This is a genomic window from Rhizobacter sp. P3_B12 (assembly GCF_056402895.1).
Map to the genome: position 1 here is coordinate 1 of NZ_JBFUGN010000703.1, position 3295 is coordinate 3295.

Here is a 3295-nt window from a genome sequence, read left to right on the forward strand (position 1 = left end):
AGCGCCGGCAGGTCCTCGTAGCTGAACACCAGCTTGTTGCCCGGCGCCTGCGTCGGCGTGCCGGTGTAGCGGATCTCGCGCAGGCTCCAGTCGTGCCCCGCGATCGGCGTGCCGGCCACTGTGCCGCTGCCCCACGCCAATCCGTCGCGCTGCTGGTACTGGTAGTCGATGTAGTTGCCGCGCAGGTCGCTGACACGGCTGACGAGCCAGCTCGTGATGACGCCGGTGCCTTGCGCCGTCACGGCCGCGTCAGCCGTGGCATTGCTGTTGTTGCCGTACTCGTAGACCCGGCCGTCCTTGGTCCAGACCTTGAAGTACGCCGGGGCATTGCCGCCCGCGCCGTAAGCGCGGATGCGCGCGAACGAATCGCGCTCGGTGCGGAACTCACGCAGCAGACCGCTGCCGCCTGCGCTGTCATCGGTCTGCGGGAACGCCATCGCCACGCCCGTGGCACCCGTCTGGATCAGCCGTTGGCCGTCGAGGCACAACTTGTCCGTCGCCGTGTTGTCGACGCCGTGGATGCGCCCGTCGGTGGCGAGGTTCGCGCCGCAGCGCGCGATCGACGAGACGCCCGTCAGCGACCAGCCATGACCCACCGGACCGCTGCCGTCACCGTCGTACGACAGGCCAAGCGACGGCACCATGCCGGCAATGCCCGGCGGCAACGCGATCGGATGCTGATACCCCGGCTGGCCGTCATGGCCCACCGCGAGTTGGGCCCAGGCCGGCAGAGAAAGAGCAGCCAGCGCCAGCGCGCCCAGGCACGACACCACCGAGCCGCGGACACGCCGCGACGCTACCAGAATCAGTTCCAAAGAGTCCTCCAGCGCACGGTCGTCGACCATGCATCCAATGACAGTGAAGGTGAGGTGTTGTCGCCCTTCGGCCTTGTGGGGCACCGGCAACCCGCGCGGCAGTGGTCTGCCGCTGCGGTGCGCGCAGTCTAGCAATGCACGTGCGGCTTTGTCACGGCGGGTCGAGCGAATTCATCAAGCTTGAGGAGGTTCATTCGTTCCGACTACTCTCTTGTGAAGTCGCTGTCGGACGAGACGATGCCGAACGCATCGGGCTGGTCGGTGTAGAGCTGGTCCACCGACTCGATGACCATGCTTCATGCGGAGCGTCGAGCGTAGCGGACGCCTCCGCAGCGCCATACCAGTTTGCGGACTCGACCCGCGACGCCGCTTGCGTCACACTCGCTCCATGAGCTCCTCGACGGACCGCATTCCACTGGTCCAGGTGCGCGACCTGTTGCACGTGGGCGAGCCGCTGCCGTTCCRCATCCTCGACACGCACGAGCGGCTGCTGCTGAACGCCGGGCAGGTGCTGCTCGATGAACGCCAGCTCGACGGCCTGCACGAACGCGGCGCCTGGGCCGAACGGCCGCTGGTCGAGGCGGCCCGGCAGGCGCAGGCGGCCGCGGCGAAGAAGTCCCAGACGGCTGCCGCCCTGTCGGTGTTCGACCGCTGGGAGCGCCTGATGCATCACTTCGACCAGGTGGCGCGCGCGCTGCAGCGCCGCGAGGCGCAGGGCACGGCGCTGACGACCTTCTTCACCGCACTGCAGGCGCTGGTCGACCGCGATCCGGACGTGGCGCTGTTCGAATGCATGCGCCAGGAAGAACGCCGCTTTGCGCTCTACCCGTTCCGCCACGCCGTGCGGGTGGCTGCGCTGACGCTGCTGACGGGCCGCCAGCTCGGGTGGACGCCGCAGCGATGCACCTCGCTCGGGTGTGCCGCGCTGACGATGAACCTGTCGATGCTCGACCTGCAGGCCACGATGGCCGCGCAGGACACGCCGCCGACCCGCAAGCAGCTGGAGCAGATCCGGGCGCACCCCGAAGCCTCGGTCGCGATGCTGCAAGGCGTCGGCGTCGATGACGAGACCTGGCTGGCGACCGTGCTCGGCCACCACGAACAACTGGGCGGCGCCGGCTACCCGCAGGGGCGCGAGCCGACCCCGGAAGCCCGCGTGCTGCGCGCGGCCGATGTCTACATGGCCAAGATCAGCGCTCGCGAGAAGCGCCCGGCGATGACGCCGCAGATGGCCACGCGCCAGCTCTTCCAGCAAAGCGCCGGCGATGAACTGGCGATGGCCATGATCCGGACCGTCGGCGTGCACCCGCCCGGCAGCCTGGTGCGGCTCCACTCCGGCGAGGTGGGCGTGGTCATCCGCCGGGCCACCAGCGGGCCGCACCCGCTCGTGGCAACGCTCAGCGACAAGAACGGCAAGCCGGTCGGCGAGACCCACCGACGCGATTCGTCGCAGGCCGGTTTCGCGATCGAGGGCGCCGCCGAGAACGCCGCGGCGTTCCCGCGCATCCCGCCGGAACGGGTGTATGGCCTGATGGCCGGTTGAAAGTGTGAAGCGGACCGATAGGCCGGATTCTGTGCGTCCGCCGATTCTTGCGAACCGGCGGACGTGACCGCCATTCCTCTGGGCCGGGCATCGCTGCCCGGCTCGGTGCTACCTACCCGCACACTCCTCGGGCCGAATCAACGTGTGCCTATTTGGTATTGCTGCGCGTAGAGATTGCCCGTTTCACCCGCTGCGCCGGCCTTGCGGCCGATGCGGCGACTCGTCTCTGTTGCTCTGATCCTCACCTCGCGGTGGACAGCCGTTGGCTGCTACGCTGCCCTGTGCAGTCCGGACCTTCCTCCAGTGCGCCCTTTCGGGCCTTGCACCAGCGGCGGTCTGGCCCGCTTCACCGGCGCATTATCCCCTGCTCTTCGCGAGGCGCTTGTCGCGCAGCACCACCTGGCTGCCGCGGCGGTCGAGTTCGAACAGCTGCGTCGCCTCGATCAGGTCGATCAGCTTGCGGTAGCCGTAGTTGCGCGGGTCGAACGAGGCCTGGTTGCCGATCTGCTGGCCGACCGCGCCGAGCGCCGACCAGCCGTCCTCGCCGGCCGCCGATTCGGCCGCATTGCGCAGCAGCGAGACCAGCCGCGCGTCCTGCTTCAGCGCCGCGGTGTCCTGGCGCAGCGGTGCGGCCGGCTCGGCGGGCGCCGGCGCGGGCTCCGGAGCCGCCTTGGTGCCGCCGCGGGTCTTGCGACCGGCGGCCGGCTTGGCCTTCGTCGCGGGCTTGGGTGCTGTATCGGCCTCGGCCACCTCGATCGGCTGGCCCAGGTTCTCGAGGTACAGGAAGCGCGAGCAGGCATTGACGAACGGCATCGGCGTCTTCTTCGCGCCGAAGCCGTACACCAGCGCGCCCTTGGCCTTCAGGTGCATCACCAGCGGCGTGAAGTCGCTGTCGGACGAGACGATGCCGAACGCATCGGGCTGGTCGGTGTAGAGC

General features: G+C 69.2%; 3 protein-coding genes and 1 other RNA gene. 1 reads left to right on the plus strand and 3 read right to left on the minus strand.

What is annotated here, in order from left to right; all coding sequences use genetic code 11:
- The coding region (locus tag AC1D01_RS26510; protein ID WP_477871687.1) for a SpvB/TcaC N-terminal domain-containing protein at nt 1-815 on the minus strand (815 nt) is incomplete at its 3' end.
- 388 nt (nt 816-1203) lie between these two features.
- Between AC1D01_RS26510 and AC1D01_RS26515 the strand changes: the two genes are divergently transcribed.
- Nucleotides 1204-2358: an HD-GYP domain-containing protein gene (locus AC1D01_RS26515; RefSeq protein ID WP_477871689.1), complete on the plus strand. Its 1155-nt coding sequence runs from the start codon at nt 1204-1206 to the stop codon at nt 2356-2358.
- 2 nt (nt 2359-2360) lie between these two features.
- Here AC1D01_RS26515 and rnpB read toward each other — a convergent pair.
- Both rnpB and AC1D01_RS26525 read right to left on the minus strand, forming a co-directional pair.
- Nucleotides 2361-2706, minus strand: an RNA gene (gene rnpB / locus AC1D01_RS26520) — RNase P RNA component class A.
- A 9-nt stretch (nt 2707-2715) separates the two neighbouring features.
- A partial coding sequence (locus AC1D01_RS26525) for an NYN domain-containing protein (protein WP_477871691.1) occupies nt 2716-3295 on the minus strand: 580 nt, incomplete at its 5' end.